Source organism: Flavobacterium macacae (assembly GCF_003865365.1).
In the GTDB taxonomy this organism is placed as follows: domain Bacteria; phylum Bacteroidota; class Bacteroidia; order Flavobacteriales; family Flavobacteriaceae; genus Flavobacterium; species Flavobacterium macacae.
This window is the reverse complement of record NZ_RQVR01000012.1, coordinates 53,585-80,174: the sequence shown is the minus strand read 5'-3', so window position 1 is coordinate 80,174 and position 26,590 is coordinate 53,585. Positions and strand designations below refer to the sequence as shown.

Below are 26,590 nucleotides of genomic sequence, written 5' to 3'. Positions count from 1 at the left end.
AATGGTTCAAAATATTTCAATCATAAAATTTTTAAATATTTCAATATAAATATGAAAAACATAGCAGTAATCGGAGCCGGAACAATGGGCAACGGAATCGCGCACACGTTTGCACAAAGCGGATTTACCGTAAAACTAATCGACGTTTCAGAAAAATCGTTAGACAAAGGAATGGCAACTATCGCCGGAAATTTGGACAGAATGGTCACAAAAGGAACCATTACCGAAGACGATAAAATGAAAACCATCCGCAATATCATCACTTATACCGACATTAAGGACGGCGTTGTTGGCGTTGATTTAGTGGTTGAAGCTGCAACCGAAAATGTTGAACTAAAACTGAACATCTTCAAACAATTAAACGAAGCCTGTTCGCACGATACCATTTTGGCAACCAACACTTCATCGATTTCCATCACGCAGATCGGAGCCGTTGTCACCCATCCTGAACGCGTTATCGGAATGCACTTTATGAATCCGGTGCCTATTATGAAGCTGGTCGAAATCATTCGCGGTTACAATACTTCAGATGAAGTAACCAAAAGCATTATGGATCTGTCTGAAAAACTAGGCAAAACTCCGGTTGAAGTTAATGATTATCCTGGTTTCGTGGCCAACCGAATTTTAATGCCGATGATTAACGAGTCCATCGAAACGTTATACAACGGTGTTGCTGGCGTTTATGAAATCGACACCGTGATGAAATTAGGAATGGCACACCCAATGGGTCCGTTGCAATTGGCTGATTTCATTGGTCTTGACGTTTGCCTTGCCATTTTAAATGTAATGTATGAAGGTTTTAAAAACCCTAAATATGCTCCTTGCCCACTTTTGGTCAATATGGTTCGCGCCGGAAAATTAGGCGTGAAATCGGGCGAAGGTTTCTATGATTATTCCGAAAGCAGAAAGGCAGAAAAAGTAGCCAAGCAGTTTTCTTAAAAATAAAAGTTTAAGGTTTAAAGTCTAAAGTTTTCGGTATCGACAAAGATTGGAAAACTGACCTTTAAAAAGTGCCTAAACTTTTCATTTAGCCCCGATTGAAGAGAAAATCCTTTTATCTCGTTTCTTTAACGAGATAAAAGATTGGAACGAAAAGCGGGAAAAAGACTTACTTTATTTCTACCGTTTGGCTTAAAAAAAAAACACAATAAAGTTCTTTCGAAATCCAACTTTAGACTTTAAACTTTAAACAAAAAAAGTGGCAAAAATCATCCCTTTCAAAGCAGTCCGACCAACCCGCGACAAGGTCAGCCTGGTAACATCGCGTTCGTACGACGAATATTCTCCAGCTGAATTGGCGTCGCAGTTGGATTTTAATCCGTTTTCATTTCTTCACGTTTTGAATCCGGCTTATGTCAACCAGCAAAAAATCGGACTTGAAAAAAGATTTAAGCTCGTTGCCCAGAAATACAATGATTTTAAGGAAGAAGTCGTTTTGATAAAAGAAGAAAAACCGGTTTTTTTCATCTACGAAATCCAAACCAAAAACCAAAATTTCACTGGAATCATCGCCGGAACTTCCATTGAAGATTACCAAAACAATGTCATCAAAAGACACGAAGACACGTTGCAATATCGTGTAGAATTATTCAAAGATTATTTGCATCGAACCGGTTTCAACACCGAACCCGTTTTAATCACGTATCCCGACAATCCAGAATTAACCGCTTGGATTTCGGACAAAAAACAAACCGATTCTTTATACGAATTTTCAACTACCAAAAGAGAAAAACACATTCTTTGGAAAATTGAAGCCGAAAACGAAATGGCTTGGCTTCAAGAAAAATTCAAAGAAATTGGCAATTTATATATCGCTGACGGACACCACCGTTCGGCTTCGGCAGAATTATTATACGAAGAAGACAAAGCTTCCGGAAACGAGAATTTGAACTATTTTATGAGTTTCCTCATTGCCGAAAGCAACGTGAAAATATACGAATACAACCGAATCATCCGCGATTTAAACGGACTTTCAAAAGAGGCATTTCTGAATAAATTATCCGAGAGTTTCTGGCTTAAAAACAAAGAGCAAGAATTGTGGAAACCCACAAAAAAATTCGAATTCGGAATGTATCTTGATGGCGAATTTTATTCGTTGACCTTAAAAGATGAACACAGTTTTACTTCGGTTTTAGAAAGTTTAGACGCTCAAATTTTATACGAAAAAGTCCTAAATCCAATCCTTGGAATTGAAGATTTGCGTAACGACGAACGCATTGATTATATTCCTGGAAAGCAATCTATAGTCACCATAAAAGAAGTCGTGGACGAAGGCGAATTTGAATTGGGGTTTATGCTTTTTCCAACGGATATTTCTGAAATAAAAGAATTGGCCGATAATAATTTGATTATGCCTCCAAAAAGTACGTACATCGATCCGAAATTTAGAAGCGGTTTGGTGGTTTATGAATTATAATTCGATAATTTCAAAAAAATGTCAATACAATCAAACTTACTCGAAATAAAAACATCACTTCCAGAAAATGTAACTCTGGTTGCTGTTTCAAAAACTAAACCTGTTGCTGATTTAATGGAAGCTTATGAAGCGGGACAACGCATTTTTGGAGAAAATAAAATCCAAGAAATGGCAGACAAATTCGAGCAGATGCCCAAAGACATCGAATGGCACATGATTGGACATGTTCAAACCAACAAAGTCAAATTTATGGCTCCGTTTGTAAGCTTGATTCACGGCGTTGATTCGTTGAAATTAGTAGAAGAAATCAACAAGCAAGCATTAAAGAACAATAGAATCATCGATTGTCTTTTGCAAATCCATGTTGCGGAAGAAGACACCAAATTTGGTTTAGACGAAAAGGAATTAAGCGAATTATTAAATTCAGAATCCTTCAAAAATCTAAAAAACATCCAAATAAAAGGCTTGATGGGAATGGCCACTTTCACTGAAAACCAAGACCAAATCAAAAAAGAATTTTTACATTTAAAAACTATTTTCGATACAACTTCAAAACTGAAAACTGAAAACTGCCAACTGGAAATTCTTTCCATGGGAATGTCGGGCGATTATCGACTCGCAATTGACTGCGGAAGTACAATGGTTCGGATTGGAAGTAGTATCTTTGGGAATAGAAATTAGAAAAAAAGCCAGAAAAAAAGATGTTGCGTTGACTTTAAGCTTCGAATTCACTGCCAACTAAAACCAAACACTGAAAACTACTATTTTGTACGCAATACTCGACATAGAAACCACTGGAGGCCAATTCAACGAAGAAGGAATTACAGAAATTGCTGTCTATAAATTTGACGGACACGAAATTGTCGACCAATTTATCAGTTTAGTAAATCCTGAAAAGCCGATTCAGCCTTTTGTGGTCAAACTTACCGGCATTAACAATGCGATGCTTGTTGGTGCTCCTAAGTTTTATGAAGTAGCAAAACGCATTATTGAAATTACACAGGATTGTGTGGTAGTGGCTCATAATGCACAGTTCGATTACCGAATTTTACGCACAGAATTCAATCGCTTGGGTTACAATTTCGAAAGACACCACCTTTGTACCGTTGAGTTGGCGAAAAAATTAATTCCAGAACAGCCATCATATAGTTTAGGAAAATTAGTTCGTGCTTTGGGAATTCCGATGGCTGACAGACACCGTGCTTCTGGCGATGCTTTGGCGACTGTCAAACTTTTCAAGATGCTTTTGGAGAAAGATTTGGAAAAAGAAATCGTAAAAACGTTCATCAAGACTGAAATTGAAAAAGGTCTTGCTCCAAAATTGCTCGATATAATTTCAAATCTTCCATCCACAACCGGAATATACTATGTTCACAAAGAAAATGGCGAAATTATCTATATCGGAAGAAATAAAAACATCAAAAAACGCGTCAACCAGCATTTTACAGGTTCTTCTCGAAAAGATAAAAAAATTCAAGCAGAAGTTTTTTCAGTAACCTATGAAGAAACGGGCAGTGAATTGATTGCATTATTAAAAGAATCAGAAGAAGTTAAACTGAATAAACCCAAATACAATAGGGTTTTACGAAAAAACATTTTCCCTGTTTCATTGTATCAAAGCATAACTAAAGAAGGTTTCATTGCTTTAAAACTTCAAAGAACGGATGCCCGGAAACAAGAAGTTGCCTCCTTTTCGAGCCAAGCTGAAGCACAAAGTGCTTTATTCAAAATTACCGATAAATATGTTCTTTGTCAAAAAATAAATCATTTGGAAAATGTAAAAACACATTGTTTTCCATTTGAAATGAATGAATGCAATGGCGCCTGCATAGGGCAAGAAGATCCTGAAGATTATAACGCCCGTGTAGAAGAATTTCTTCAAAATAATGAATATCAGAATCAAAATATAATCATCATTGAAAAAGGCCGAAACATGCACGAACGAAGTGCTGTCCTTATTGAAAATGGCGTTCTGAAAGGGTATGCGTTCTACGATCTGAACTATCAGGTTACCAATACTGAAGTGCTAAAAAACATCTTAATCGCAATTCCAAATAACCGCGATTCAAAAAATACCGCGCTCGCTTACATTAAAAAAAGCAAGCAGGCGAAAATCATCCATTTTTAGAATATTTTTGCTACTTTAGAAGTATGAAAGAAAAAGAGTGTAAAACACCTTATGACATTTTTCGTCAAAGAATAAATATCATCATCCACGGCGTCAACACGCCCGCAGGGCGACTTTTTGACATTATTCTTCTCTTCATTATTTTACTCAGCGTGGTTTTGGTAATGCTTGAAAGCGTTGAAACACTCGATATTGTTTACCATCGATTTTTCATTATTTCAGAGTGGGTTATCACCATTTTTTTCTCAATAGAATACATTCTCCGAATCATTTCTACCCGAAAACCCTTGAAATATATTTTTAGTTTTTATGGCATCATTGATTTAATTTCGATACTGCCCATGTATCTTTCGTTTTTTATACCAAGTTCAAAAATACTAACAGTGGTAAGGGCTTTACGACTTTTAAGACTCTTCCGAATCTTAAATTTAGTGCAATTTTCAGGTCAAGCGTCACAGCTCAAATTAGCCATCAACGCCAGTAAGACCAAAATCATCGTTTTCATCTATTTCGTCTTCATCATTTCCATCTTGCTTGGTGCCGTAATGTACGTGGTCGAAAGTCCAGAAAGCGGTTTCACCAGCATTCCTACCAGTATTTACTGGTGTATCGTGACGCTGACAACCGTTGGTTATGGCGATATCGCCCCAATAACGCCATTAGGAAAAGTCATTGCGTCTTTCATAATGATCTTAGGTTACGGTATCATCGCCGTACCAACCGGAATCGTAACGGCTGAACTTGCAAGTGGGTCTAAATCTCGAAAGTTGCTTCCGGGAGCCTGTCCAAAATGTGGCACAAGCGATCACCGAAATACAGCTGAGTTCTGCTACAAATGCGGAACAACGCTCGAAAATTAATTTTTTAAGAAGCTATTTCCGGCTTTCCGCTACAAGTTTTTTTCAAGCCTCCTTTTTTGCACAAATAAAAAGAGCTTCCCCCGGTCGTTTTTTTTATCTGGCAAAAAAATGTAGGCTTCTCAAAAAAGCTTTCCACTACAATCAGGGCTATCAAACTACTAAAAATCAACTAAATTACTAAAAATCAACAGCAGAATTTTTAAAACCGTTGTTTAAAAAGTAACTTTGCTACAAATGAAAAAACTCATCACCATCATTGGCCCAACGGCAATCGGCAAAACGGCGTTAAGCATCAAATTGGCGCAACATTTCAATTGTGAAATCCTTTCATGCGATTCACGCCAGTTTTTTAAAGAAATGAAAATCGGGACTGCTGTTCCCTCTGATGAAGAACTGGCTTCTGCCCCACACCATTTTATCCAAAACAAATCGATTTTTGAAAATTATAGCGTTGGTGATTTTGAAAGAGAAGCTATTTCAAAACTTGATGAATTGTTTAAAACCAATGATTATGCCATCTTAGTCGGAGGTTCCGGACTGTATGTTGACGCTATTTTAAAAGGTTTTGATACATTTCCAGGGATTGAAACTGCTGTCCGCACTGATATTATTTCTAATTATGAACAATTCGGAATTGAATATCTTCAAAATAAATTAGAAGAAATGGATCCAAACTATTTCGAAATCATTTCCAAAGAAAATCCACAAACGTTGCAAAACCCACAGCGGATGATGCGTTTTGTGGAAGTCTGCATCGGAAGCAAAAAACCGTATTCTTCTTTCTTGAACCAAAAGAAAAACACACGAAATTTCACGCCCATCATCATTGGCCTGGAAGCCGATCGTCAAGAAATGTACGACCGAATCAATTGTCGGGTTGATTTGATGATGCAAGCCGGATTACTGGAAGAAGCGAAAGTATTATATCCAAATAAAACATTGAACGCTTTGCAAACCGTTGGCTATAGAGAATTGTTCAGTCATTTTGATGGTGAATTTACCTTAGATTTTGCCCTCGAAGAAATCAAGAAAAATACAAGACGTTTTGCAAAACGCCAAATGACGTGGTTTAAAAGAAAAGAAAATGCAAAATGGTTTGATTATAAAACAGATGTTGAAAAAATTATAAATTCAATTTCTAATTCCGAAAATTCATAATTCATAATTCTTTTAAAATGCCAATTTCTCCAAATTTCACTTCTATTTTCAGCAGAGACTGGGAAATCAATTTCACACAATGCACGCCGAACGGTTATTTGAAATATACTGATTTGTGCAATTTGCTACAGCTGACAGCCGGAGATCATTCGGTTGTGGGTGGCATTAGTTTTACCGATATGCAGGAATTCAACCAGGCATGGGTTTTGAGCAGAATGAAACTTGAAATTGATGCGTTGCCCAAATGGGGCGATGTGGTAACGGTAAAAACGTGGATTGTGTCGTTAGAAAACTCGCGCTCGATAAGAGCTTTAGAAATGCATTTGAACGGAAAAAAAATTGTAGGCTGTGAATCTTTCTGGGCGGTTTTTAATACCAAATTGCGTCGTCCGGAAGCGCTGGCTTTGCCTCACGAACATTTTGAAATATTCGGAACTACATTTTCTACCACTGAGCGCGTGAAAAAAATTGATTTGCCCAAAGAAATGAAAACCTTACACGAAAGAAAAGTGGTGCTGTCAGATTTGGATATTGTCAATCACGTAAATAATGTCAAATATCTGGAATGGTGCCTGGATTTGGCCGATGTAAAGTTGATTTTGACAAAACAATTGAAAAGTATCGACATGAATTTTAGGAAGGAATTGATGCTGGATGATGCTGTTTCTATTGATTCTTTTGAAGAAGAAGGCAAATTGATTTATGCTATTTTGAAAGATAAAAAGGCTTGTTTTGCTCTGGAATTGGGGTTTTAAACACAGATTCCACAAATTTTTAGAGATTTATTCAAAAAAAGACATAAAAAAAAGCTCCGATTTCTCGAAGCTTTGATGTTTTATTCTGATACAGCTGGTTTGTTTTTCACTACCAATCTGAATCCTTCTCCGTGGATGTTTAGAATTTCTACTTCTTCGTCCAGTTTCAAATATTTTCTTAGTTTGGCGATGTAAACGTCCATACTTCTTGATGTAAAATAGTTGTCGTCTCTCCAGATTTTTGTCAAGGCTAGTTCTCTCGGCATCAAATCGTTTTCGTGAACAGCTAACATTTTCAATAATTCGTTCTCTTTTGGAGATAGTTTTATTGGCTCTTCTTGTTTGAAAGTCAAGAAACGTAATTTTGAATTCAAGTGGAAATTACCAATTTGAAATTCAAATTTAGTGTTATCTGTTTTGCTGTCAGATGCTTTTCTTTGGATGATTGCCTTGATTTTCATCAACAATACTTCTGAATCAAAAGGTTTGTTCAAATAATCGTCAGCCCCCACTTTATATCCTTTCAACACATCTTCTTTCATTGACTTTGCCGTCAAGAAAATAAGTGGAATGTCTTTATTTTTTTCTCTGATTTCTTTAGCCAAAGTATATCCATCTTTGTAAGGCATCATAACGTCGAGAATGCACAAATCAAATGTGTCTTTTTTAAATTTTTCGAAACCTTCCATCCCGTTTTTTGCCAAAGTAACTTCAAAATCGTTCAGATTTAAATAATCTTTTAAAATTGAACCAAAGTTTGGGTCGTCCTCGACTAAAAGGATTTTCTTGTTTACATTTTCCATAGCTTAATTGATTAGTGGTAATTTTATAATGAAGGTGCTACCCTTCCCTTTTTCGCTTTCTACAAATATTTGACCATTGTGGTCGTCAACAATTCTTTTTACATAAGCCAAACCTAAACCGTGACCTTTAACGTCGTGACGGTCACCTGTGTGCTCTCGATAAAATTTCTCAAAGACTCGTTTTTGAGCCACTTTACTCATTCCTTGTCCTTGGTCTTTTACTTTTATCACAATGAAATCTTTTACATTTTCTGTGTAAACGTCAATGACTGGCGCTTCTGGAGAATATTTTATGGCGTTGTCTAAAATGTTTACCATTACGTTTGTAAAGTGAACATCATTGACTAATGTTGTTGTTCTTGTTGCAGCAAAATGGGTGTTAATTACGCCATGCCTGTCTTCTATAATCAGGTTTACGTGTTCTACTGCATCTTCCACAATTTCTTGAACACTCATTGGTTCTTTGTTGATTTCAAGTTCTCTTTTTTCTAATTTAGAAATTCGAAGAACGTTTTCAACTTGAGCGTGCATTCTTTTATTTTCGTCACGAATCATCTGCAGGTATCTGAATACTTTTTCAGTATCTTCGATTACTTTTGGATTTTTGATTGCATCTAAAGCCAAGTTAATAGTGGCAATAGGCGTTTTAAATTCGTGTGTCATGTTATTAATGAAATCGGTTTTGATTTCAGAAATCTGACGTTGTTTTATTAATTGATTCAAAGCACTTGCGTAAGCAATAATGATAATTAGCGTAAATGTGATGGACAAAATCGTAATTCCAATCAAATCGGTAAACAAAAATTTCTTTTTGTCAGGAAAACTTACTAGTAATTGAAATTTAGCTTTTCCTTCATTGTCTGCAAAAATTGGTGTCTGAAAAGTCGAATTTTTATCGAACTTAAAATTATCAGATTTTATTTTTGTAGCCAATCCGTCACTGTAAACTCCGTATTCAAAATGTGTTTTTACTTCATATAGTTTAAGCTCGTGCGCTAACATCTTTTGAAGTTTTTCTTTTGAAATTCTATCTTTTAACGGCTTGGTTTCAGCAATATCTTTCAAAAATGTATCGTATTGTGCTTTGACCAACATTTCCATATTACCTGATTTTTCCACAGTAATATCTGGAGTTGTTGTTTTTTGCATCGCAGAATTGTCAATCTGATTGCCAGAATAAATTTCTGTTCTTCGCTTTGCGCTGTAATTTTGAGCTTTTCTTATTGAATCCTTTTTTTTATCAAAGAACGAAAGGTTTACATTATAATCTTCAGCAATAATATTATTCGAATAAATTACTGTTTCATTAGTAACCTTATTTTTTTGAACCAACACAAAATCTAATAGTTCACTAGTATTCGGTGCTTTTCCAATGCTGTCTTTTAAAATATTATACTGATTTAATAGACTGTACGTTTCTTCTTGTTTTAATTTTTCAGAAACATTTGCGATAACTTGCTGAACGTGGTATTTAAATTGCTCTTCATTATTTTTGAACGAAGTATTAATCAAATACAATTGAACCAAAATAATTCCTATCAGTGATAGGCTCATTAATACAACTAGCAAGCGAAACAATGTCTTATTCATCGAAACAAAATTAACATTTTAACATTTAAGCAATTAATACATTAACCAAACATTAACATCTAATTCCTAAATTATTTATTCCTTAATAAAGAAAGTATCATTTCGGTAGTTTTATAAGCTTCTTGTAAATCTTCATTGATAATTACAAAATCGCTTAACTCTTTTTTCTTTTCTTCGCTCCATTGATTCGCCATTCTATTTTCAATTTCTTCTCTCGAAATGTTATCTCGATTTATAACTCTCTGAATTCTAGTTTCTTTTGGCGCTGTTACTAAAATTACTTTATCGCAATTTTTATAACTTCCACTTTCAAAAAGTATAGCTGCTTCTTTGACTACGATTTGGTGATTTTGATTTTCTTGTACCCAATTTTTAAAATGTTTGGCAACTTCGGGATGAATTATGCTGTTTAAAGTTTTCAACTTTTCTGGGTTTTCAAATACCACTTTTGACAACTTTTTTCTGTCAATTTTTTGATTTTCAAGAATATCATGACCAAATGCGTCGCTAATTCTATCGATTATTACCTTTGTTTCAAGGATTTTTTTAGCTTCAATATCTGCAATATAAACTGGAATTCCAAGCTGTTCGATATGCTTTGCAATAGTGCTTTTCCCGCTTCCGATACCTCCTGTTAATCCGATTATTTTAGGCATAATTTGAGTTTTTTATAATTTGAAAAACATTTCGGGCATTGCTTCTTGCGGTTTTCTTTTTAAAATAATTACATTATAATATGACTTTATAAAGCCAACACCATAGCCATAAAACTGCGTGGCTACCGCCAAAAGAGAAAAACTTCCTATTTTTAAACTCTTATTTTGAATTGTAGAAATAACGAAAACCAATAGAAAATACAACAAATACATTCCGAGAAAGAATGAAATTCCGAAAATTAGAAACAGCACAGAACACAAAAATCCGATTAAAAATAAGGATGGAAAAAAGAAAGTCAATTTGTTGTATTCTGGATACCAACTGTTTAAAATCGGTCTTGCTTTACCAAATTTATGGACTTGCTTATAAAATTTAGACCAATCAATTCTTCTCTTATGATAGACATGCGCATTGATGAAAAGTCGGGTTTCAAAGCCCATTTTCCATAATCTAATAGACAAATCTGGATCTTCACCCGGATGAATGTTCCCAAAGCCTTGGCTAGCATCAAAGGCTTTTTTTGACAATCCCATATTAAAACTTCGGGGTTGAAATTTGCCTATTTTTTCTGATCCGCCCCGAATTCCTCCCGTTGTCATAAAAGAAGTCATTGAAAAATTAATTGCTTTTTGCACATCAGAAAAACTAACTAAAGCTTTATCTGGCCCGCCAAAACAATCTACATAATCTTCATTTAAAGCCTTTTCAACTTCGGATAAATAATTTGGGGGTAAAATACAATCGGAGTCTAAAATCAAAAAATAGTCGCCTTTTGCATTTCTCATTCCAAAATTTCGTGAATCTCCAGGACCTGAATTTGATTTAAAAAAATAGGAAATATTCAGATTTTCTTTGTACGAATTTATAATAAATTGACAAGGAACTGAGGATCCATCTTCCACAACAACAATCTCGAAATCAGTTAAATAATTTTGCTTAGCCAAGCTTTGCAAAAGTTCGTCAATTTCGTCTGGTCGATTGAAAACAGGGATTATAAAGGAGAATTTCATAGTAGATTTTAACTTTAACAAAGATAAGTTTTAAAAATAAAAAACCACCCTAAAATTTTAGGTTGGTTTGTATTGAAATTGAGAATAAATTACTCTTTTATAATCTTAACGGTCTGTACATAATCTCCACAAAATGCTTTCAAAATGTAAGTTAATTTAGGTAAAGAACTCAAATCAATGCTGATTTGTAAATCATTTACTTTTTTAAATAAAACCCTTTGTCCAATCAAGTTATAAATTTCAATTGAACTGATTTCTTCAGAAGAACTTAAGTTTAAAACATCTTTTACAGGATTTGGATACGCTTTAAAAACAGATTTTGTAAAAGTATCTGTTCCTAATTGGTTTTCAATTCCGTGAGAAAAGAAACCTTTAAAATCAGTCGCTATTATTGGTGAAACTGTTGTTAAAGTTCCTGTTCCTACAATAGAAGCGGGTGAAAAAAGAGAATATTCACCCGAAGCCGTTTCCGATTGAACTATTTTACTCTCTGCAGAAATTGAAGCATTGACAATTCTGATATTTGCGTTTATAAAGCTGTCATTACCTAAGATTATTGCTGTTTCCCAACGATTATTTGACAAAGACGTTATGTTTTGGGGATGAGTTCCTTGATTTGAAGTAAAAGCCTCTGCTTTAAATTCAACACTTTCTGTAGCAGTTGAAGGATCAATGTATAAAGGCAAAAAGCTTCCGTTTTTTCCAACCGGAAACTGCGTAGCGCTTGAATAAGTACCCGAAGCCGTTCTTTCAGAAGTAAAAACTCTTGTCATTGGACCATTTACAAAAGTAGTATTTGATCCGCCTGCTACACTTCCACCTTGATTTATTTTTAAAATATTAGTCGCCGAAGTATTCAATAAACCATTGGTTAAAGTCATCGTTCCGCTTAATGAAACTGGAGAATTTAAAGTCACGCCCAAAGCCGATGCATTATTAATTACCAGATTATTCAAATTTGCTGTTGAAACGGTTGCTGAATTTCTCACAACACCATTATTTGTAAACTGCTGCGCGTTTATCGATGGTGTAAATCCAACAGTCGAAGCATCAATAAATCTTCCGTTTACAAAGAAAAATCCTGTTGAAGACGTTAATGTTCCTCCTGAATTTATTACTGCATTTCCGTTTAGATAAAGAGTAGAAACTCTGCTTTCTCCGCCATTATTTATGGTTAAATTTCCATATACAGGAATTTGATAGGTTCCTGTTAAGTGACGATTTGTTCCTGCAGGACCTTCAACTATTACATTACCTAAAGGCAGTCCAGAAGTGATTGCCCAAGTATTTACACGAAAACCATTGGTCGCATTTCCTCCTGATTGATTAGAAAAACCATCTCCAAATTTAATCGTATGTCCAGACGTAACATTCACATAACCATCGAATTGTCCGCTCAATCTTAAAACGTCATTTGCAGCGGTTGCAGCGTGTGGATCAACGATAGTCAATGTTCCACCAGTCCAATTTAAACTTGAAGCATTTTCAGGAATTACATCTATTATTCTTGTTCCATCCGCAACACTTGTAGCTATATTTCCTGAGTTTCCATCAACATTTATATTTCCTCCGCTTTGCGAAAAAACAGAACCATAAGCTGCTGCAATGTTTCCATTTACATTTAAATTTCCTCCAGTAACATTTAAATTTCCAAGAAGATTTAAAGTTGCATTATTATCTGTACATCCAATTGTCAAGTTTCCCGAAGTAACATTTAAAGTTCCACCAGAGGAAACTGTCAAAGATCTCGAGACATTTGATGCCGAATTTAAAGTAATTATATGACCTGAATTTACATTTACAGCTTCATCACAATTTGGTATATTTCCTTTGCTCCAGATTGACACATCATTCCAATTTCCACTTGCAATTGTTGCATTTGGCTTGTCAGCCGTTGCAATTCCAATGGTTATTGGATTTTAAGTTAACTGCTCTAAAGTAAGTCCGGTTCTTTGTGAAGACGGCAAATTTGTCCCGTTTGAGTGAATTCCTTCTAAAACTGAAGCCGTTTTTATAATTCTAGAATTTCCGTTTGAAGCCTGAAAAGTATTCTGGCCGAATAAAGCGATGTTGTAACTTTCAGAAACAGGAACATTTGTTGGCGTTGAAAAAATCCAATTTCCATCATATTTTGAATCTACGGTGTAGCTTCCATCGGCAATTGAAACGGCAGAAACTGAATTTGCAGTTGTATATTTACACGCAATCTGACCTCCTACTGTTGGTAAAATCCTCTGAATATAAGCCGAATGATTATTTCCTTGATTGTTTACAAAAGGATACCTTCCTGCTGTTGCTATTGGAAGAGCACCTGAAACCAAAGTAGTTCCTGCCGCCGTGTTTGCCCACCATCTAGAAAATGTACCTGAAACAAATCCACCTGAAGTATGAAGTAAAGCACCTACCGCATTTAAACCAATTCCAGCAGTAACACCAGTTCCCAACGTTAACGTATTGTTTTCAAGAGCCACATTTCCTTTGATAAAATTCAAATTTCCTGCAATTCTTAAGTTGTCATAATTCCAAGTAATTCCACCTGAAGAAGTGTTATTAAAAGTTAGGTTTCGGATCAAATTATTTGTGAATGTTCCAGAACCGCTTACGGTTTGAGGAATAATTCCGTTTAAAGTCAAAATATTTGTTCCAAGAGTTCCTTTTGACAAATCAATATTTCCATTGTTTATTAAATTTCTGGAAACGGTAATGCTTTTGCCTACGGCATTAAAAAAAGCATTCAAATTCCCCCCAGAATTTACTGTCAGATTTCCTTTTACATCAAAATTAGTAGCTATTGTTGCATAATTCAGCGTTCCATCAATTGCCAAATCATTTACTGCAAGATTGTTTGCATCTAAAGTTACCGTGTGATTGGTAGCAATTAAAACATTATCTGCAAGTGTAGGAACTGAATTTGTATTCCAGGTAGTTGCGTTATTCCAGTTTCCTGTGGCCACAGAAATAAAATTTGATGGTGGATTTGCTATTAGCGAAACTTCGTCAATTGCCGCGGGAGGATTTACAGCATCTACGATATCTGACTTCCAACTGAATACCAATTTATAAGTTCCGGGAACGGTTGCAAAAGAAATTAATGCCGTGTTCCAATCAGAAAAACTTAATTTATACAACGTTCCGATTTGATATGAAGGCGGAATTTGAACGCCAGCCACAAGGTTATAAGAACTTGGTACGAAAAATACTTTTAAGTTGTCCCAATCATTTAAATCAAGACCTTCACCTCCTGCTTTCCATTTAAAAGTTAGCTCCATTTTTGGCTGATCTGCTGGTACAGTAATTTCTTTAGCTAAATGTGATACCGTATTTATTTGAGAATAATTCCATATTGAACCATTATCCGAAGAAATGTAAGCCGCATTATTTCCTGAACTTGGAGAAACAATATTTCCAATATTCCAAGAATCTATAGAAGGATTTATGGCTGTCCAACCATTTGAAGAAATCGTATTTCCGTTTTCAAAACCTCCCTCCAATGCCGGATTAATTATGGTCGTTTGAGAATAAGAAAAACTTGAAATTAAAAGAAAAGAAGCTGAAATGAAAATTTGATGCAGTTTTATTTTTCTTTGACAGATGGAATCAAAGTATTTTTTTTTCATAGTAGGGTAATTATTTGGGGATATTACAACTACGAATGTATAAAAAAAAGCCACCGGTTAGGTGGCTTTTAAAAATAATTTAGAATTTAGCTTATTGCTTCATCACTTTTACTGTTTTTACTTGGTCTCCAACAGTTACTTTCACTAAGTAAGTACCTTGAGACAAGCTTGACATATCAATTTGACTTTCAGTTGCGTTTACTTTTCTGGCAAGAACTTGTTGTCCTAGTAAATTGAAAACTGCAACATCAGAAATATCTTGAGTGTAAGATAAATTTAAGAAATCTTTCACTGGATTTGGGTATGCTTTAAAGTTTGCTGTATTAAATGAAGGTGCTGAAAGACTTGCTTCAACAGAAAAATCATCAATATGGAAGTCGATATCTAGTGTAGTACTACTAGTTGTAGCTAAAAATCCAATTTTAACCACTCCAGAATAACCTGTCAATTCGATGGACTCATCTTGTCCTGTATTGCTATAAGTTCCTGCACCAGTATATGTTTTAATAACATTTGCAGCAGTCCAAGTAGCGCCATTGTCAGTTGAAACAATTACTCTCACAGTATGTGTTCCCAAAGTAGTTTGTGATACAGAACCATTATAGTTTGTAACTGCCATTTTAAATTTAACTCTAAATTGACTTGGTGATGAACCTAAATCTATTGAATTTGAGATTAACCAATCGTTATCTGGATTAGCTGTAGTTCCTCCATATAAATTAACTTTCGCTCCTTTATTTGTTCCAGCAGCAACGTTTGCAAAAGAAGTTGTCGTAGTCCAAATACTTGTTGTAGTTGATAATGTAGTACCCAATGCACCTGTAGTTTCAGACCAACATTGAGGTACATAAGTAGCAAAATTTTGTACAGCAGAAGGAGCAGCATTTACTCCACAAGCTGTAGCGAAAGTTCCCATATTTGACCAAGGACTTGTTTCAGATCCACAATTTGATCTCACCCAAATATAATGAACTGTACTGTGAGGTAAACCCGTTAATGAAACAGTTGCTGCAGTTGCTAGACCTGTAGCTGTAGTTGCAACAGTTGGCGGAGTATTTGATGTAGACAAATAATATTCGTATCCTTGAGAAGGTGTTGATGATGGTGCCGTCCAAGAAGCTGTAGCTGAAGTTGTTGTTATATCAGATACAACAATTGCAGTTGGTTCAGGACAAGCAGGAATTGGCTCCCAAACTACATCATCAATAGTTACTGTACTATAAGTTGAAGAAAATGCTGCTCTGAATGCAATATAGGAACCAGTTGTTGGTGTATCAAAATTAATAACAGTTTGCTGGTGAGAAGTCGTTAGAGTCACTACTTGTTTTAATACAAAAGTACTTGCATCGGCCGGATTTGTCATAGTTCCAACTTGAAAAACAGTTGAAACAGTACCTCTTGCATAAAATTTCAATCTATGATTTTGCAAAGGCAAATCAGTTAAAGCAGGTGTAATTCCATATAAAGTTGCAGTTGCACTACCAGAATTTCCAAAACGCAATGCTCTGTTTCCTGTATTAACATCGCTAGTACTCACATATATATATGGATCTGTTGTAGTTGAGACAATATTTCTACTCCAGCAAGAAGGCATAATTGTACTTGTTACTGTGTTTTCAAAACCTTCTGTAAAGCTTCCAAATGCACCACACGCAGTTGTAAATGAAACTGAATCACTCCAAGAGCTAATATCAGTTGCACTACAAAGGCTTCTAACCCAAACATAACGAGTTTCATTAGATGGAAGGTTTGTAATATTTACTGAAGTTCCAGAAGTTACTGGCGTACCAGCTGTTGCAGCTGTTGGAGGAGTGTTTGTTGCCGAAATATAATATTCATAACCCAACGACGGAACTGTTGTTGGTGCTGTCCAAGATATAGTTGCGCTTGTTGCAGTAATATTTGTTGCTGTTAAAGCTGTTGGATTTATGCAAGATGGCGAAAGATCTACTTTAAAATCATCAAATCCTAAGTAAAAAGGTGCACTAGTTACTGCCATAGCTTTTACTCCAAAATAATAAGTACCCGTTGTGGTAGGCACAAATGTTCTTGTAACTCTAACATAATTTGTTTGTGAAGTTGTTGTTGCACTTATTACATAAGAATCTCCCAAAACTGTTGCTCCTGTTGCAGACTGATTTGTGTTATAAACAACCTGACCGTCCCAACCTGCTCTATTATCTCCAATGTAATAAAATGAAAAATCATAAGATTGACCAGCGGTTAATTCCATTCCTGGAGTATATAAATATGCTGCGTTTGTTGTTGGATAATAAACCGTTATATAATTTGGTGCAGATCTTGGGTCGTTATACGTTTGAGAAGCTGCATTTGAGGTAGTAAATTGAATAGTGTTTGATGAACCTCCAGCTAAGCTTTTCCAGCATAAATTTGGTAAAACATTAGCTCCAATTGTTGTCATGGTGTCAAAATTTTCTGTCCAAGGAAAACTTGAAATAGCCACGCATGAAGTTACAAAAGAAGATCCTTTCCAAACACTTACATCACCAGTTCCACAATTACTTCTAACCCACACATAATAAGCAGTAGAGTTACTTAGTCCGGTTAAATTTTTTGTTGTTCCTGTTGGTACATTTCCTGTAGCAGTTGTAGATGGAGTTGGTTCTGTTGGAGATGTGCTTAAATAGTAATCATATCCCAATGATGGATTTGAAGACGAAGCAGTCCAAGATATCTCAGCTGTAGTTTCACCAATGGCAGTAACAGCTAGATTAGTTGGAGCATAACACGAAACTTCATAATCAAAACCAATCAATGGTCTTCTATAGTCTTTTGATGCTAATGTTGTTGCTAAAATTCCCGTATTATTATTTGCATACTTTGTAGTATTAGAATCAGTAGTAATAATACATGGAGCTGTGTACTCATAAGCATAAGTAATTGAATTACTTGCTGTAGCATTTGAATATTCAAAAAACACAGCTAAATTTTGCGTTCCAGAATAAGAAAAATTTGTAGAAAATTCAAAACTTTTCCATCCTGCGCTTGTTCCTAATGCCGTCACAGGATTTGAGTCATAAACAAGAGTTGCTCCCGTAATTGAAGTTGACCAATCTATTGAAGCTGTACCCCAGTTATCACTTGCTGTTTCCTTCAGGTAAATCTTAAGATTTGGAGTTCCTAACATCTCTGCTGCCGTCAATCTTTTAAAATAAATTGAAGTCAAAACTTGTTCTGCAATTGAAGTCAATTGTGCTGAAGGATAAATAACAGCTGTTCTGCTAGTTGCATTAGCTGTCGCTGTGCTATACATGGGGCCGTAGTTACTAGACCCAAGTTCTGATGAACATGATGCTATTGACCAAATCTGCCCATAGGACAGCATTCCGACAAATAACATTAATAATAAAGTAATTTTTTTCATAAAAATAAATAGTTAAAGTTAATGCGGGCTAATTTATAATAAATTAACTATTTAAGAAACATAAAACCAATAAATTGACGATATGAAAAAAAAGCCTACTAAAATGCAGGCTTTTTTATCTAATAAACAATAATATTGATTCATTCCTTTACAACTTTTATTGTCTTTACTTGTCCGTTAAAAGTTAATTTCACTAAGTAAGTACCTTGAGACAAGTTTGACATATCAATTTTACTTTCAGTTGCGTTCACTTTCCTGGCAAGAACTTGTTGTCCTAGTAAATTGAAAATTGCAACATCAGAAATATCTTGAGTGTAAGATAAATTCAAGAAATCTTTCACTGGATTTGGATATGCTTTAAAGCTAGACAAATTAAAATCTCCTGTAGATAAACTTTGGTTTGTTGATACTTCTAAACAAAAAGTCCCTCTTGAACCTGAACTATATCCAGAGACTCTTACAAAATAAGTTTGCCCTGCCGTTACTGAAGCATCTTCAATAATTGAGTTGTATGAAAATCCATTACTTAAAATTGTTGTTCCGCTATCTTGGTCACAATCTAATTCCACTAAAGCTCCACATGTTCCAGAATATAATGCAATTTCAGTATCAACTAAAGTTCCTCCGGTATAGTCTGTAGAAATATCAACTGATGCAGTTCCTGCTGGAACCAAAAATGAAAACCAAACATCGCTTAATCCTGAATTAAAACAATCGGCTTCTTCAACTCCTGAATCTGTTGCCATTCCGTTTGAACCGTTTGTCAAAACTCCATCACAAAAGTTAGCATCAACTGTTAAAGCGGTAGCTCCTGAACAATCATCATTTGCTAAAGGGCTTCCGGTAACAAAACTATACTCTGTACAACCAGAAGCATTTCCGATCGAATTGTAAGGAACAATTGTAACATAATAAGTTGTTGCTATTGTTAAACTTCCTGGAACATCATATTCAGTTACATCACCTACATCAAATAAGTTCAAAATATCTGTTCCACCTGGCGTAGTTCCAAGAGAAATTTTATATCCAGAAACCGCTCCAGTCGCTTCTTCCCAAGAAAGCAATCCTGCGACTGAATCTAACGTATCATCTTGTGGACCAGTCAATTCTGCATTACAATTTGGCACAGCTGTAGCCGCATAGCCAACTGTAATATAAAGATCAATTCCGATATAATCAGAAAAATCATCAGTATCATTTGCAGTAATTGTTAGTGTTTGAAAGTTAGTTATAACTAAACCTATCAAATCTGAACCACAAACAGTAGAAACAACTCCATCTAAATTAAGTGTAAAGTCATAATAATCTCCACAATCATCAGACCATCCGTCATCTAAATAAGCATTACTAATTGTGATAGTGTTCACTGCGCCACTGTAGCAATCTAAATCTGTTGATGTAACAGTAAGTGACAACCCTTCATCATCGTAACCATAATCATAAAAGTTTTGTGTACATGTTTGGCCATAACTTAGGCCTGAAATAAATAATAATAGTAATAAAGTAATTTTTTTCATTCTAAATATTTTATAAATTTAATTAATGCTAATATAATATATTGATTAGTATATAAAAAAAAACTTATATTATTTAACACAAACATTTTCAAATCGATTTTTCAGAGATAATTCTAAAAAAGATTAAAAAATAAAACAATTACCAATAAAAAAGCGGATTGTTTTACAACAATCCGCTTTTTATTTATTTCGAAAAATAGCTTATTTTAAACTGTCCACTTGAATCATTTCATCAGCTTCTGCCTTGTAATCAACACCTTGAATATCAAATCCGAATAAATTGTAGAAATCTTTTCTATAACCTTCAAGATCACCAATTTCTGAAAGGTTTTCAGTAGTTGCTTTTTCCCAAAGCGCCGCTACTTTTTCTTGAATATCCTCACGCATTTCCCAATCGTCAATTCTTATTCTTCCTTTTTCATCCGTCGGAACTTCTTTTCCGGTGAACAATCGGTCTTGGTACAATCTCTGGATTTGCTCAATTGTTCCTTCGTGAACACCTTCTTCTTTCATAATTTTATACAAAATAGAAATATACAACGGAATAACCGGAATTGCAGAACTCGCTTGAGTAACCAATGCTTTATTTACCGAAACATAGGCTTTTCCGCCAATATCTTTTAAGCTGTCGGTAATTGAAAAAGCAGTCGCTTCCAAGTGATCTTTCGCACGACCAATGGTTCCTTTTCTATAAACGGGTTCTGTCACAGCAGGCCCAATATAAGAATACGCCACCGTTGTAGCTCCAGGAGCCAAAAGATTTTCCGCTTTTAAAGCATCAATCCACATGGCCCAATCTTCACCACCCATTACAGCAACAGTATTTTCAATATCGTCTTCTTTGCTTGGTTCAATTGAAATTTCTGAAACTTTACCCGTATGAAAATCAACTGTTTTATTGCTATACGCACCACCGATTGGTTTCAAAACCGAACGGTGCAAAACTCCTGTATTTGGGTTGGTACGCACTGGCGAAGCCAAACTGTATATTATCAAATCAACTTGACCCAAATCTGCTTTGATCAAATCTAAAGTTTCTTTTTTCACTTCGTTTGAAAAAGCATCGCCGTTGATACTTTTTGCATACAGAGCCGCTTTGTGGGCTTCTGTTTCAAAAGCAGCAGAATTGTACCATCCTGGCGAAGCCGTCTTTCCTTCAGCAGGCGGTTTTTCAAAGAATACGCCGATTGTCGATGCATCTGAACCAAATGCACTTGTGATTCTAGAAGCCAACCCAAATCCGGTTGAAGCGCCGATTACCAAAACTTTTTTAGCGCCTTCGATTTTCCCTTTCGATTTAACGTATTCAATTTGGTTTTTAACGTTTTGCGCAGCACCTTCAGGGTGTGCAGTCAAACAAATAAATCCTCTCATTCTTGGTTCTATGATCATAAAACTTTTCTTTAATCGTTGTTTTTTGTATTCTTTATTTTTAATGTATTTTGCAAACAAATATAATTCAAAATATTAGTTCAGCAAGGCTTTTGCGTGATTTAAGGCGGAATCAGAAATGTCTTTTCCAGAAAGCATTTGGGCAATTTCCACAATTCTGTCTTCTTTTGAAAGCAATTTTAATTCTGATAAAGTCTGTTCGCCAACTGTGGATTTCGAAACTTTAAAGTGTGCATTTCCTTTTGCCGCAATTTGAGGCAGATGTGTGATAGCAAAAACCTGCATCGTTTTGCTCATATTTTTCATGATATCACCCATTTTATGCGCAATTTCACCCGAAACTCCGGTATCGATTTCATCAAAAACAATGGTCGGAAGCTTTTGATATTGTGCTAAAATAGATTTTACAGCCAGCATAATTCTTGACAATTCTCCACCCGAAGCCGTTTTTTTCAAAAGTCCAAAATCAGAACCTTTGTTGGCTGCAAATAAAAATTCTAAATCGTCTTTTCCGTTATTATGATACGCTTCTGAAAGCGTGACATCAATTTTAAAACGAACATTTGGCATTCCCAACAAATCTAAAATCGAAATTAGTTTTTCCGTCAAGACCGGAATTGCCTTTTTTCTATTTTTTCGGATGACTTCAGAAAGCGAATCCAATTGTTTTTCACTTTCCACAATTTCTATTTCTGCTTTTTCAATTTCAACTTGCAAACTGTCCACAGAAATGACTTTGTTATCTAAAACATCTTGTATTTCTAACAATTCATGAATGGTGGCAACTTGGTGCTTTTTCTGAAGATTGTAAATATTTTGTAGCTTCTGGTTCGTCAATTCTAATTGTTCTGGATCATTCGTCAAGCTTTCGCCTACTTGATTCAATTCCGAAACAATGTCGTCAAATTCAATGGCAACACTGTTTATTCTTTCCAAAAATGAATTGTATTCTGGGGAAAACGTAGCGATTTTTTGCAGTGCAAATTTGATTTCTTTCAAATTTTGCAACACTCCAAATTGTTCTGCTTCCGAAATGGCCAAGGATTTATCGATGCTCTCTTTGATAAACTCTACGTTGTTCAATTGCTCAAAAACAACTTCCAGCTCTTCTTGTTCGCCTGATTTTAATTTGGCCGAAAGCAATTCTTCTAACAAAAAGGAATTGTAATCTTGCTCTTTTGACGCTTCCTGCAATTTTCCTTTCAAACCTGAAAGATTGCTTTTTAAGCTTTTATATTTTTTAAGAAGCGATGCATATTCTGAAATCGTATCTTGATTATTCCCAATAGAATCGATGATTGCAAACTGAAAATTTTCTTCTGATAATTCTTGTGTTTGGTGTTGCGAGTGAATGTCAATCAAAAATTCGCCAAGCGACTGCAGTTCTTGCAAATTCACCGGACTGTCATTCACAAATGCACGCGATTTCCCAGAAGGAAGAATTTCTCTTCGGATGATGGTTTGGTTTTCAAAGTCTAAATCATTGGCTTCAAAAAAAGACTGGAGATTGTACCTTGAAATTTCAAAATGGGCTTCGATGACACATTTTTCTTCTTTGTTTTTAAGCGAACTCAAGTCGGCACGTTTTCCTAAAACCAGACCCAAGGCTCCCAAAACAATAGATTTTCCGGCTCCGGTTTCACCCGTGATGATGGAAAAATTTTCTAAAAAATCAATATTTAATTTTTCAATTAATGCGAAGTTTTTTATGGATAGTGAAGTTAGCAATGCCTTAAATTTTTAAGATTGGAGATGAATTAATTAGGGACGCCCTAGCCCAGATTGCAGTGAAAATCCTTTTTCAGCGAAGGGCTATTTTTTGCTGGAGAAAAAAAGCGACCAGCGGAAGCTCTTTTTTCTTCTTGCAAAAAAAGACGTTTGCGAAAAAGATTGAAACAAAAAGCTGGAAATGGCTTCTAAAAAACTAGAACTTAATATTACCCCATTTACTGGAATTCAAAGGAGAAATTTTATTCAAATTTTCTACCATATCAGCCACGGCAATACTTGGTCCACCTGAAAAAATCGAAACTAGTTCGTCTGCTTTAGCATCAAAAAATATTCGAGTCAAAAAGGCATTTGGTCGCGAATCATAAATGGCAGAAAGCGTTTTTACCGATCTTTTAATTTTCTCTTTGGCTGCTTTTTGATTGTCAGCCATCATATCTAAACCTGAATGGTATTCGTACATCGCTTCACGATATGGACTGAAAGTATTAGAACGTATGTCATTGATTAAAAAATATCTAGAGAGATTTCCATCAGACTGATTCCAACCTTTTGAACCACCTTGTTGTGCTAAAATAGCTACGTTTTGTGCCAATTCATAATATTGATCGCCACCTTTTAAACCAAAAGTATCTGCATCCAAACCCATCATCATATAACTGTAAAATGCAACTACAGAAATTAAGTTAGAGTCATAACTATTTGGACTAAAAACTAAGGTTTCAAATTCTAAATACCTAAAAGAAAAGTCTTTATCGTTGTAATTAAAAACAGGCGATGTGTAAGATGAATTGAAAATCGGTCGTGAAGATTGCACTTGGATCGACGCTGTAAATTGATCAGAAGAATATCCTGAAACATTAATCAACATACTGCATTCAATCTTTTCATTGTCTTTAAAAGTTTGATTTGTCCATCTCGTTTTATTAATAAAATCAGTCAATGAACGCTCTAAAGTTTTAAAAATCTGAGGATTTGCATTGGTGATACGGTCATAATTTATAGAAACTTTGCAATTCAATTCTTGTGCTTGAATCGCGCCATTTACCAAAAGAAATAGAAATAATATCTTACGCATAAAAATGTTGTATTACTTTGTTTAAAATATCTGCCGCAACTGCTTCTTTCGATTTTAACTCCATCGGTTCAATAGCGAAATCTTTGCTAATGAAAGTAATTTTATTGGTGGCTTTTCCAAAACCAGCACCTTCGTCTTGAAGCGAATTGAGAACTATCAAATCTAGGTTTTTTTTCTGGATTTTCAGCTTTGCATTTTCAATTTCATTCTCTGTTTCTAATGCAAACCCGATTAAAAACTGATTTTTCTTTATTTTTCCTAAGGAAGCTAAAATATCTTGCGTTTTTTCAAGCTCGATATTCAGATCGACTGCTGCTTTTTTAATTTTTTGCGCTGCTACAAATTTTGGTCGGTAATCTGCAACCGCCGCTGCTGAAATTGCAACATCTACATTTTCAAAATACTGATGGCAAGCTTCATACATATCTTGGGCAGAAACTACGGAAATCCATTTTATAGCAGAATTTGCTGATTTTAAATGTGTCGGCCCTGAAACCAAGATCACTTCAGCACCTAATTCTGATGCCCTTCTTGCAATATCAAACCCCATTTTTCCGGAAGAATGATTTCCTATAAAACGCACCGGATCGATTGCTTCGTAGGTGGGACCGGCAGTAATTAAGATTTTTTTTCCTTTTAGGGGAAGTTTGCTTTCCAGATCCGCTTCTAGAAAAGCGATGATATTTTCGGGTTCCGCCATTCTTCCTTCACCAGAAAGGCCGCTGGCCAATTCACCAGATTCAGCAGGAATCATGATGTTTCCAAATTTTTGAAGCAGTTCAAAACTGGAAGTGGTTGAAGGGTGTATGTACATGTCCAAGTCCATTGCAGGCGCAAAATAAACCGGACATTTTGCAGATAAATAAGTCGCAATCAAAAGATTATCCACAGCGCCGTTTGCCATTTTGGACATGGTGTTTGCTGTTGCCGGAGCAATCAGCATCAAATCTGCCCAAAGGCCTAATTCAACGTGGTTGTTCCATTGTGCATTTTCATCTTCTTCATTATAAAAAGTAGAATGCACCGGATTTTTTGAAAGCGTGGAAAGCGTAAGTGGCGTTACAAAATCCTTAGAAGCAGGTGTCATTATCACTTGGACATTGGCACCTGCTTTTATGAATAGCCTTACTAAAGATGCTGTTTTATATGCGGCAATTCCACCGGAAACTCCCAGCACTATTTTTTTACCGTTTAAAACAGACATAAGGATTTATTTTGTTGTATCTCTGTGATAAATTTTATCTTCAAGCCACTCTTGTACCGCTAAAGCGTGCGGTTTTGGCAATTTTTCATAAAATTTAGACACTTCGATTTGTTCTTTGTTTTCAAAGATTTCTTCTAAGCTGTCGTTATAGGTAGCAAATTCTTCTAATTTCTCTGTCAATTCTTTCTTAATTTCAGAGTTAATTTGATTTGCTCTTTTAGCCATAATTGTTATCGCTTCATACACATTACCTGTCGGTTCTTCAATCACACTCTTATTATAAGTAATTGTGTTTACTGGAGCGGTCGTCTTTTTTAAATCCATGACTTTTATTTAATTAGAAAATTGTTGTAATTCTTTTTCGATGGCTTCCAATTTCTTGTCAACATCACTTTTATATTTTGTCGATTCATTGAATTTTATCAAAGATGCGTAAGCACCTTTAGCAAAATCTAATCTTTCTTTTTTTCTGTTTTCAACACTATTTAATGCTAAGATATAGGCTGAATCAAATCTATAATATAAGGCATCTTCTTTAAAAGGTGTTCCTGGATAATCAGCAATAAAATTATCTAAAGCTTTAATTGCTGCAGAATAATCTCTAGTGTAACCACCAATCGTGTTGTATTGCTTTGCGATTTCAAATGCTTTTTTCTCCAATTTTTCTCTTAAAACCTTTACTCTTTCGTTAGCTTGAGAAAGATAAGGTGAATCTGGATAATTGTTAATGAAATTTTGCAATTTGTCAATCGCCTTGTTAGTATCTACTTGATCCAAAGAATATCTTGGTGATAAATTTGAATAACTTTCAGCTCCTAAATAAGCAGCTTCTTCTACTTTTTCACTTTTTGGATAACTTGAAGCAAAACTCTCAAATTGGTAACCTGCTGAATAGTACTGTTTTGTTTTATAATACGATTGTGCAAACATGTAAAACATTTTCTCAGCTGCAGGCTTACCTCTATAAGTTGGTGCAATTTGCTCAAAAAGACGAATGGCTTTTGTATATTTCTCAGCCTCATACATTTTTGAAGCGACATCATATTTTACAGAAACATCTTCTGATTTTAAAGCTTTTTGGTAAGAACTGCAAGATCCTAAAGTAACTGCAATTAAAAGTATATAAAATATTTTATTCATTTTCAAGTTTGTATTAGCTGACTTCAACGCCAAAAGGCCAATGAAAAATCAACCGCAAATTTAGTTATTAATTATGATTAAAAAAACATTTTTTTTCAGAGGCTAATTCCCTCAAAAGCAAAAAAAAGATGCCATAAAATGACACCTTTTTA

The 26,590-nt window shown here is 35.1% G+C and carries 21 protein-coding genes; 7 read left to right on the top strand and 14 right to left on the bottom strand.

Going from position 1 to position 26,590, the window contains the following annotated elements; all coding sequences use genetic code 11:
* Positions 1–51 precede the first annotated feature (51 nt).
* The 7 genes from EG849_RS11200 (at position 52) to EG849_RS11170 (ending at position 7,317) form a co-directional block, all read left to right on the top strand.
* Positions 52–939: a 3-hydroxybutyryl-CoA dehydrogenase gene (locus EG849_RS11200; protein WP_125013173.1), complete on the top strand. Its 888-nt coding sequence runs from the start codon at positions 52–54 to the stop codon at positions 937–939.
* Positions 940–1,198: 259 nt separating this feature from the next.
* Complete coding sequence (locus tag EG849_RS11195) at positions 1,199–2,416, top strand: DUF1015 domain-containing protein (RefSeq protein ID WP_125013172.1); 1,218 nt, start codon at positions 1,199–1,201, stop codon at positions 2,414–2,416.
* Positions 2,417–2,434: 18 nt separating this feature from the next.
* A complete protein-coding gene (locus tag EG849_RS11190) occupies positions 2,435–3,097 on the top strand; it encodes a YggS family pyridoxal phosphate-dependent enzyme (protein ID WP_125013171.1) in 663 nt (220 codons plus the stop codon).
* An 85-nt stretch (positions 3,098–3,182) separates the two neighbouring features.
* Positions 3,183–4,544 carry an exonuclease domain-containing protein gene (locus EG849_RS11185; protein WP_125013170.1) on the top strand — a complete coding sequence of 454 codons (1,362 nt, stop codon included), beginning with the start codon at positions 3,183–3,185 and terminating at the stop codon, positions 4,542–4,544.
* 23 nt (positions 4,545–4,567) lie between these two features.
* A complete protein-coding gene (locus EG849_RS11180) occupies positions 4,568–5,404 on the top strand; it encodes an ion transporter (protein WP_125013169.1) in 837 nt (278 codons plus the stop codon).
* A gap of 234 nt (positions 5,405–5,638) precedes the next feature.
* Complete coding sequence (gene miaA, locus EG849_RS11175; RefSeq protein WP_125013168.1) at positions 5,639–6,562, top strand: tRNA (adenosine(37)-N6)-dimethylallyltransferase MiaA; 924 nt, start codon at positions 5,639–5,641, stop codon at positions 6,560–6,562.
* A 17-nt stretch (positions 6,563–6,579) separates the two neighbouring features.
* Positions 6,580–7,317 carry an acyl-[acyl-carrier-protein] thioesterase gene (locus EG849_RS11170; protein WP_125013167.1) on the top strand — a complete coding sequence of 246 codons (738 nt, stop codon included), beginning with the start codon at positions 6,580–6,582 and terminating at the stop codon, positions 7,315–7,317.
* An 80-nt stretch (positions 7,318–7,397) separates the two neighbouring features.
* Here EG849_RS11170 and EG849_RS11165 read toward each other — a convergent pair whose 3' ends face one another.
* From EG849_RS11165 to EG849_RS11100, 14 genes are all read right to left on the bottom strand, one after another.
* Positions 7,398–8,120, bottom strand: coding sequence for a response regulator transcription factor (locus EG849_RS11165; RefSeq protein ID WP_125013166.1), 723 nt, complete (start codon positions 8,118–8,120; stop codon positions 7,398–7,400).
* A 3-nt stretch (positions 8,121–8,123) separates the two neighbouring features.
* Entirely contained in the window at positions 8,124–9,710 is a 1,587-nt protein-coding gene (locus EG849_RS11160) for a sensor histidine kinase (RefSeq protein WP_125013165.1), read from the bottom strand.
* Between the two features lie 71 nt (positions 9,711–9,781).
* Positions 9,782–10,366: a dephospho-CoA kinase gene (gene coaE, locus EG849_RS11155; RefSeq protein ID WP_125013164.1), complete on the bottom strand. Its 585-nt coding sequence runs from the start codon at positions 10,364–10,366 to the stop codon at positions 9,782–9,784.
* Between the two features lie 12 nt (positions 10,367–10,378).
* Positions 10,379–11,377 (bottom strand): glycosyltransferase, encoded by a 999-nt coding sequence (locus tag EG849_RS11150; protein ID WP_125013163.1) that lies wholly within the window; start codon positions 11,375–11,377, stop codon positions 10,379–10,381.
* A gap of 89 nt (positions 11,378–11,466) precedes the next feature.
* Positions 11,467–13,224, bottom strand: a complete 1,758-nt coding sequence (locus EG849_RS11145; RefSeq protein ID WP_125013162.1) for a T9SS type A sorting domain-containing protein — start codon at positions 13,222–13,224, stop codon at positions 11,467–11,469.
* A 72-nt stretch (positions 13,225–13,296) separates the two neighbouring features.
* On the bottom strand, positions 13,297–14,994 hold the full coding sequence (locus EG849_RS11140; protein ID WP_125013161.1) for a G8 domain-containing protein: 1,698 nt from the start codon (positions 14,992–14,994) through the stop codon (positions 13,297–13,299).
* 91 nt (positions 14,995–15,085) lie between these two features.
* Positions 15,086–18,268: a fibronectin type III domain-containing protein gene (locus EG849_RS11135; RefSeq protein WP_158611943.1), complete on the bottom strand. Its 3,183-nt coding sequence runs from the start codon at positions 18,266–18,268 to the stop codon at positions 15,086–15,088.
* Between the two features lie 251 nt (positions 18,269–18,519).
* Positions 18,520–19,896 carry a T9SS type A sorting domain-containing protein gene (locus EG849_RS11130; protein ID WP_125013159.1) on the bottom strand — a complete coding sequence of 459 codons (1,377 nt, stop codon included), beginning with the start codon at positions 19,894–19,896 and terminating at the stop codon, positions 18,520–18,522.
* A gap of 201 nt (positions 19,897–20,097) precedes the next feature.
* Complete coding sequence (gene fabV / locus EG849_RS11125; protein ID WP_125013158.1) at positions 20,098–21,288, bottom strand: enoyl-ACP reductase FabV; 1,191 nt, start codon at positions 21,286–21,288, stop codon at positions 20,098–20,100.
* Between the two features lie 75 nt (positions 21,289–21,363).
* Complete coding sequence (recN, locus tag EG849_RS11120; RefSeq protein ID WP_125013157.1) at positions 21,364–23,016, bottom strand: DNA repair protein RecN; 1,653 nt, start codon at positions 23,014–23,016, stop codon at positions 21,364–21,366.
* Between the two features lie 196 nt (positions 23,017–23,212).
* On the bottom strand, positions 23,213–24,094 hold the full coding sequence (gene porD, locus EG849_RS11115) for a type IX secretion system protein PorD (protein ID WP_125013156.1): 882 nt from the start codon (positions 24,092–24,094) through the stop codon (positions 23,213–23,215).
* Positions 24,087–25,298 carry a bifunctional phosphopantothenoylcysteine decarboxylase/phosphopantothenate--cysteine ligase CoaBC gene (gene coaBC / locus EG849_RS11110; RefSeq protein WP_125013155.1) on the bottom strand — a complete coding sequence of 404 codons (1,212 nt, stop codon included), beginning with the start codon at positions 25,296–25,298 and terminating at the stop codon, positions 24,087–24,089. Before coaBC ends, porD begins: the two co-directional genes overlap by 8 nt.
* A 6-nt stretch (positions 25,299–25,304) precedes the next feature.
* Positions 25,305–25,622 carry a DNA-directed RNA polymerase subunit omega gene (locus tag EG849_RS11105; protein WP_125013154.1) on the bottom strand — a complete coding sequence of 106 codons (318 nt, stop codon included), beginning with the start codon at positions 25,620–25,622 and terminating at the stop codon, positions 25,305–25,307.
* A gap of 9 nt (positions 25,623–25,631) precedes the next feature.
* Positions 25,632–26,438: an outer membrane protein assembly factor BamD gene (locus EG849_RS11100; RefSeq protein WP_125013153.1), complete on the bottom strand. Its 807-nt coding sequence runs from the start codon at positions 26,436–26,438 to the stop codon at positions 25,632–25,634.
* Positions 26,439–26,590: the final 152 nt, after the last annotated feature.